This is a genomic window from Polaromonas sp. P1_E3 (assembly GCF_056405935.1).
This window is the reverse complement of the sequence record NZ_JBFUBD010000139.1, coordinates 1-6,786: the sequence shown is the minus strand read 5'-3', so window position 1 is coordinate 6,786 and position 6,786 is coordinate 1. Positions and strand designations below refer to the sequence as shown.

General features: G+C 62.5%; 5 protein-coding genes and 1 pseudogene. 5 read left to right on the top strand and 1 reads right to left on the bottom strand.

Translation table 11 applies throughout. The features are described from left to right. From AC1D0Z_RS13910 to AC1D0Z_RS13890, 5 genes and pseudogenes are all read left to right on the top strand, one after another. A partial coding sequence (locus AC1D0Z_RS13910) for a septation protein IspZ (RefSeq protein WP_477658817.1) occupies positions 1–229 on the top strand: 229 nt, incomplete at its 5' end. Continuing rightward, on the top strand, positions 226–519 hold the full coding sequence (locus AC1D0Z_RS13905) for a BolA family protein (RefSeq protein ID WP_477658816.1): 294 nt from the start codon (positions 226–228) through the stop codon (positions 517–519). The genes AC1D0Z_RS13910 and AC1D0Z_RS13905, both read left to right, overlap by 4 nt. 96 nt (positions 520–615) lie before the next feature. After that, positions 616–1,401 carry a peptidylprolyl isomerase gene (locus AC1D0Z_RS13900; RefSeq protein WP_477658815.1) on the top strand — a complete coding sequence of 262 codons (786 nt, stop codon included), beginning with the start codon at positions 616–618 and terminating at the stop codon, positions 1,399–1,401. A 206-nt stretch (positions 1,402–1,607) separates the two neighbouring features. Further along, positions 1,608–1,925: pseudogene (locus tag AC1D0Z_RS13895) on the top strand (hypothetical protein); the annotation flags it as partial. A gap of 102 nt (positions 1,926–2,027) precedes the next feature. Beyond that, on the top strand, positions 2,028–2,798 hold the full coding sequence (locus AC1D0Z_RS13890; protein WP_477658818.1) for an ABC transporter substrate-binding protein: 771 nt from the start codon (positions 2,028–2,030) through the stop codon (positions 2,796–2,798). Between the two features lie 12 nt (positions 2,799–2,810). On the opposite strand, the gene purL is transcribed toward AC1D0Z_RS13890, so the two are convergent. Continuing rightward, positions 2,811–6,786 (bottom strand): phosphoribosylformylglycinamidine synthase (purL, locus tag AC1D0Z_RS13885; protein WP_477658814.1); only part of this gene is annotated, 3,976 nt, incomplete at its 5' end.

Sequence of the window (6,786 nt, the reverse complement as noted above, 5' to 3'; positions counted from 1 at the left end):
GATGGGCGCGCAGATGAACCTGCCTGACCCGATCTGGCGCGTGGTCAATTTCAGCTGGGTGGGGTTTTTTGCCGTGATGGGCCTGCTCAATCTGTGGGTGGCTTTCACGTTCTCCACCAGCACCTGGGTCAACTTCAAGCTGTTTGGCGGGCTGGGCCTGATGGTGGTGTTTGTGCTGGCACAGGCCGTATACCTTAACAAGCACATCAAACCAGGCGCCACACCATGAACGCCGGCGTTTCCGGTGTCCGGCCCGTAAACACCCAGGAGATAGAACAGCAACTCAAGGCGCGGCTTCAGCCCACACGCCTTGAAGTACTGGACGAGAGCGCCGCCCACGCCGGACATTCGGGCGCCAACGCAGAAGGCTACGGCACCCACTTTCGCGTGCGCATTGCCAGCCCGCTCTTTACTGGCAAGAGCCGGGTTGCGCGCCACCGGCTTGTGTATGATGCAATGCAAAATTTCATTGATCAGGGCCTTCATGCCCTGGCGATTGAAGTCATCGAGTCACCCTGAATCTGTGCTGATGGGCCCAGGCTCGGCACAGAGCCCGGCAAAGTCGGCGCATCTTGCCAAACTTTCAAGCATTACCAAAAGGACTACAAAAACATCATGAAGAAACATCTGTTACTCAGTACCGCCGTAGCAGCGCTGCTGGCGTTGGGCGCGCAAGGCGCCATGGCGCAGAACGTGGCCATCGTGAACGGCAAGGCCGTTCCCAAGTCGCGCCTGGACTCTCTGGCGCAGCAGGTCGCCAAATCCGGCCGGCCGGTGACGCCTGAGATGGAAGGCCAGCTTCGTGAAGAAGTGATTGCGCGCGAAGTGTTCATGCAGGAAGCCGAAAAGCGGGGCTTGTCTTCCAGTGACGACGTCAAGGTGCAAATGGAACTGGCGCGCCAGACCATCCTGATCCGCGAGTTGTTTGCAGACTTCCAGAAAAAGAATCCCGTGACCGATGTCGAGCTGAAGGCCGAATACGACAAATTTGCGGCAGCCAATGGCGGCAAGGAATACAAGGCCCGCCACATCCTGGTCGAAAAGGAAGCCGAGGCCAAGGAGATCATTGCCAGCCTGAAAAAGGGCGGCAAGTTCGATGACATCGCCAAGAAGAAATCCAAGGACCCCGGATCCGGTGCCAAGGGCGGCGACCTGGACTGGGCCAATCCTTCCAGTTATGTGCCCGAATTCAACGAGGCATTGGTGAAGCTCAACAAGGGCCAGACCACCGATACCCCGGTGAAGACCCAGTTCGGCTACCACATCATTCGTGTGGACGATATTCGCACAGCCCAGCTCCCTTCCTTCGAGGAAGTGAAGCCGCAGATTGCCCAGCAGATGCAGCAGCAAAAGCTGGCAGCATTCCAGGAAGACCTGCGCAAAAAAGCCAAGGTGGAATAAGCGACTCGCGTAGCAGATACCCTGCCCGTTTTCCTTTCTGAAAAAGCAGCCTTTGGGCTGCTTTTTTTCTTGGGACTCGCTTGATGGGGCGAATTGCCGATTGACGTTGGTGGCGGGGGCCGTTCCAATGGCTCTCACTCTTTCGGAGCCACCATGTCCAAACGCCTTGTCTTTTCCCGGCCTCCGTCCGCGCAGTCGAGGCGTGCATGAACCACCCTGAACCTCTTTCCGCCCCCAGCCTTCCCCAGCCCGTGCAGGACGCTTTGCAGCGTGGCAATCTGGTCGAGGCCATCAGGCTGATGCGCGACGGCACAGGCCTGGGCCTGAAGGAAACCAAGGACGCGCTGGAAGCCTATATGCGCGGCGAGCCACCGGTCACGGGCTTTGCACCCAAAGCCTTGCCCGCCGGCGCACCCCTGCCCGCGCAGGTGCAGGAGGCACTGGACCAAGGTAACAAGATAGAGGCTGTACGCCGCTTGCGGGGCCTGACGGGCATGGGGCTCAAGGAAGCCAAGGATGCGGTGGACGGCGCGAGCGACGACGCGGGACCGGACCGGGGGGACGGCCTGTCTCCAGGGGAGGTGCGCAGCTCGAACGGCCTGTGGTGGTGGCTTGTCGCGATAGCGATGCTGGCGCTGGCGGTTTTCGCGCTACTGGGCTGCGCCTCTGCGCCGCCTGCGCCTGTCGCCGAGCTGGCACCTTCCGGCAAGCTTCGTGCCGCGATCAATTTCGGCAACCCCATCCTGGCGGTTCGCACGCCGGACGGTTCACCGCGCGGCGTCTCGGTGGACCTGTCCAACGAGCTCGGCAAGCGCCTGGGCGTGCCCGTGGAGCTGGTGACCTTCACCTCAGCAGGCAAAGTGGTGGAGGCGGTCAGGGACGCGCAGGTCGATATCGCCTTTGTCGCAATAGACCCGGTGCGCGGTGCCGACATGCTGCAGACGCCGCCCTACGTCATCATCGAAGGGGCCTACCTGGTACGAAACGACTCACCCATCCGGCGCAATGAAGACGTGGACCAGGCGGCCAACCGCATTGTGGTCGGCAACGGCAGCGCCTACGACCTGTACCTGACCCGCGAATTGAAGGMCGCAAAACTGGTCAAGGCCCCTACTTCACCAGCGGTGACTGACGTGATGATCACGCAAAATATCGAGGTGGCGGCGGGCGTCAAGCAGCAAATGGAGGCCGATGCCAAGCGCGTAGAGGGCACTCGCCTTCTGCCGGGACGATTCATGGTGATCAGCCAGGCGATGGGCTTGCCCAAAGGCCGTGAGGCTGGGGCGCGTTACCTGGGTGCGTTTGTCGAGGAGATGAAGGCTTCCGGCTTTGTGGCGGCTGCGCTTGCGCGCCATGGCATTGAGGGGGCGGCGGTGGCGCCGCCAGCTCCTCGCTAAAGCCGCTAGGATTTATCCGACCCACTTGCGCGCGTTGTGCCAGAGGCTCATCCACGGGCTGCGTTCGCTGGTGTCGCCCGAAGTCCAGCTCTTCTGGATGTTGCGGAACACCCGCTCGGGGTGCGGCATCATGGCCGTGAAGCGGCCATCGGCCGTGGTCACGGCTGTCAAACCGCCGGCGCTGCCGTTGGGGTTGGCCGGATAAGCTTCCGTCGCTTTGCCGTCGTTATCGGTAAAACGCATGGCGGCAATCGCCTTGGACGCATCGCCCCGGAAGGCGAAATTGGCATAACCCTCGCCATGCGCGACGGCGATCGGCAGGCGGCTGCCGGCCATGCCCTGCAGGAAGATGCTGGGGGATTCCAGCACCTCGACCATGCTCAGGCGTGCTTCAAAGCGCTCGCTGCGGTTGGTGGTGAAACGCGGCCAGGCCTCGGCGCCGGGGATGATGTCGGCCAGTTCGGCAAACATCTGGCAGCCGTTGCACACGCCCAGGCCGAAGGTGTCTTGCCGCGCAAAGAACGCCTTGAACTCTTCGGAGAGCACCGGGTTGAAGGTGACTGAGCGCGCCCACCCTATGCCGGCGCCCAAGGTATCGCCGTAGCTGAAACCGCCGCAGGCCACGATGCCTTTGAAATCGGCCAGCCTGGCGCGGCCGGTTTGCAGGTCGGTCATGTGCACGTCGCAGGCTTCAAAACCAGCCTGGGTGAAAACATAGGCCATCTCTACATGCGAATTAACGCCCTGCTCGCGCAGCACTGCCACGCGCGGCCTCGCCGCCAGGTTGAGCGCGGGCGCTGCCGGTACTTTGGCGGGCTCAAAAGTCAGCGCTACATGCAGGCCCGGGTCGGCGGGATTGCCGGTGGCCGCGTGTTCGCTATTGGCGCAGTCAGGATTGTCGCGCTGCTGGCATATCTTCCAGCTGACCGAGTCCCAGACCTGGTGCAGGTCCTGCAGCGTGGCCGAGAACACGGCCTTGGTGTCGCGCCATACCTGGATCTCGCCCTTGCCGACTTCGAGCGAAGCGTGCTGCGGACGGGCCTTGCCGATGAAGTGGCTGAATTTGGAAAGGCCGTGCTCACGCAGGGTCTGCATGACCTCGTTGCGTGCCGACGTGGCCACCTGGATGACAACACCCAGTTCTTCATTGAACAGCGCCTTGAGCGTGAGTTCTTCGCGGCGCGCGCCGACCTGGCTTGCCCAGTTCTTGCTGTCTCCCGTATCCATGCGGCTGTCGGAAATGCCGTCGCCTTCGACCAGCAGCATGTCGATGTTGAGCGACACGCCGACGTTGCCGGCAAAGCCCATTTCGCAGACCGCGGCAAACAGGCCACCGTCGCTGCGGTCGTGGTAGGCCATGAGCTTGCCTTCTTTGCGCAGTGCATTGATGGCGTTGACGAGGTTGACCAGGTCTTTCGGGTCGTCCAGGTCGGGAACGTCGCCCTCTTCCTTGTCCAGCGTTTGCGCCAGGATGGAGCCACCCATGCGGTTCCGGCCTTTGCCCAGGTCAACCAGGATCAGCGTGCTGTCGGCCTCATCACGGTTCAGCTGTGGCGTGAGCGTGCCGCGCACGTCGGGCAGTGTGGCAAAAGCGCTCACGATCAGCGAGACAGGCGATGTGACTTTCTTGCTGCCAGCGCCGTCGCTCCACACGGTGCGCATGGACAGGGAATCCTTGCCGACGGGAATCGACACGCCCAGCGCCGGGCAAAGCTCCATGCCCACGGCCTTGACGGTTTCGTAGAGCGCGGCGTCCTGGCCGGGCTCGCCGCAGGCGGCCATCCAGTTGGCGGACAGCTTGACGCGCGGCAGCTCGATCGGCGCGGCCAGCAGATTGGTGATGGCTTCGGCGACAGCCATGCGGCCTGAAGCAGCTGCGTTGACGGTGGCCAGCGGCGTGCGTTCGCCCATGCTCATGGCTTCGCCCGCAAAGCCGCTGTAGTCGGCCAGGGTAACGGCGCAATCAGCCACCGGGACTTGCCACGGGCCGACCATCTGGTCGCGGTGCGTGAGGCCGCTCACGGTGCGGTCGCCGATGGTGATCAGGAAACGTTTGGACGCGACGGTCGGGTGGCTGAGCACCGCAATCGCACTTTTCTGCAGATCGACGCCCGTCAGGTCGATGGGCTTGATGGTGTGCTTGACGGACTTCACGTCGCGGTGCATTTTAGGCGGCTTGCCCAAAAGCACATTCATCGGCATATCCACCGGCGGGGCCGCGTCTTTGTCGGACAGCACCAGTTGCTTTTCTTCAGTTGCCACGCCAATCACGGCGAAGGGGCAGCGCTCGCGCTCGCAAAAAGCCTGGAATTGAGGCAGCGACTCTGGCGCGATGGCCATCACGTAGCGCTCCTGGCTTTCGTTGCTCCAGATTTCCTTGGGCGAGAGGCCGCTTTCTTCCAGCGGCACGGCGCGCAGGTCAAACTTCGCGCCACGCCCGGCATCATTCACCAGTTCAGGGAAGGCGTTGGACAAGCCGCCGGCGCCCACGTCGTGGATCGCCAGGATCGGATTGGCCGCACCCAGCTGGGCACACTGGTTGATGACTTCCTGGGCGCGGCGCTCGATCTCCGGGTTGCCGCGCTGCACGGAGTCGAAGTCAAGCTGGGCCGCATTGGCGCCCGAAGCCATGGAGCTGGYCGCGCTGCCGCCCATGCCGATGCGCATGCCGGGGCCGCCCAGCTGGATCAGCAGTGTGCCGGCCGGAAACAGGATTTTTTTAGTGAGCGCCGCATCAATCGTGCCGACACCGCCGGCGATCATGATGGGCTTGTGGTAACCCCAGCGCTGGCCGCCTACGGTCTGCTCGTATTCGCGAAAGTAACCGTTGAGGTTGGGCCGGCCGAACTCGTTGTTGAAGGCCGCGCCGCCCAGTGGGCCTTCCGTCATGATCTGCAGCGGGCTGGCGATGTGCTCGGGCTTGCCGTAAGAGTCTGCGGCGGCGTCAAACAGCCTGGACACCGTAAAACCTGTCAGGCCCGCCTTGGGTTTGGAGCCGCGGCCGGTCGCGCCTTCATCGCGGATCTCCCCGCCCGCGCCGGTGGAGGCGCCCGGGAAGGGGGAAATGGCTGTGGGATGGTTGTGCGTCTCGACTTTCATCAGCACATGCATCAGCACGTCATCCAGAGCGCTATAAGTTTGATAGCTGCTCGCGCTTGTCCCTGTTGGGTTTGAGGCTGTTTTGTCACTATTTTTGGCATAAAACCGCTGGGTTTTATAGCCTTCCATGACCGAAGCGTTGTCCGAATAAGCCACCACCGTGTGCTGGGGGTGGAGTTTTTCGGTGTTGCGGATCATGCCGAACAGGCTTTTCTCCTGCGCCACGCCGTCAATCGTGAAGTCGGCGTTGAAGATCTTGTGGCGGCAGTGCTCGCTGTTGGCCTGGGCGAACATCATCAGTTCAACGTCGGTCGGGTTGCGTTTGAGCTGGGTAAACGCATTGACCAGGTAGTCGATTTCATCGGCTGCCAGTGCCAGGCCGAACTCGGCATTGGCCATTTCGAGCGCTGCCTTGCCGCCTCCCAGCACGTCGATGGTTTGCAGCTGCGCACCCTGCAGTTCGGTGAAAAGGCCGGCAGCCTGCGCGCGATCCAGCATCACGCTTTCCGTCATGCGGTCGTGCAGCAGGCCGGCGACCTGTTCGCGCTGGACATCCGTCAAGGCGGTTTTGCTGAAAAATCCGGATTTCAGCGTCAGGCGGTATTCGGTGATGCGCTCAATGCGCTTGACGGCCAGGCCGCAGTTGTGGGCAATATCCGTCGCCTTGGAGGCCCAGGGGGAAACGGTGCCAAAACGCGGCGAGACGATGAAAACCAGTGCGTCGTCGGCCTTGCCCGCCCCTGCCGGGCAGGGCTCGCCGTAGGTCAGCAGCGCTGCAAGCTGGCTCTTGACAGCATCCGAGGKCGGTGTCTCGGTGGCCACCAGGTGCACGAACCGGGCGCTGATGCCCACGATCTTGTCGTGGATGGCTTGCAGCCGGGGAAGGAGT

Excerpts from the sequence above, each read along its gene's own strand:
- AC1D0Z_RS13900 (WP_477658815.1), top strand. The coding sequence starts at position 616 with ATGAAGAAACATCTGTTACTCAGTACCGCCGTAGCAGCGCTGCTGGCG.
- AC1D0Z_RS13905 (WP_477658816.1), top strand. The coding sequence starts at position 226 with ATGAACGCCGGCGTTTCCGGTGTCCGGCCCGTAAACACCCAGGAGATA.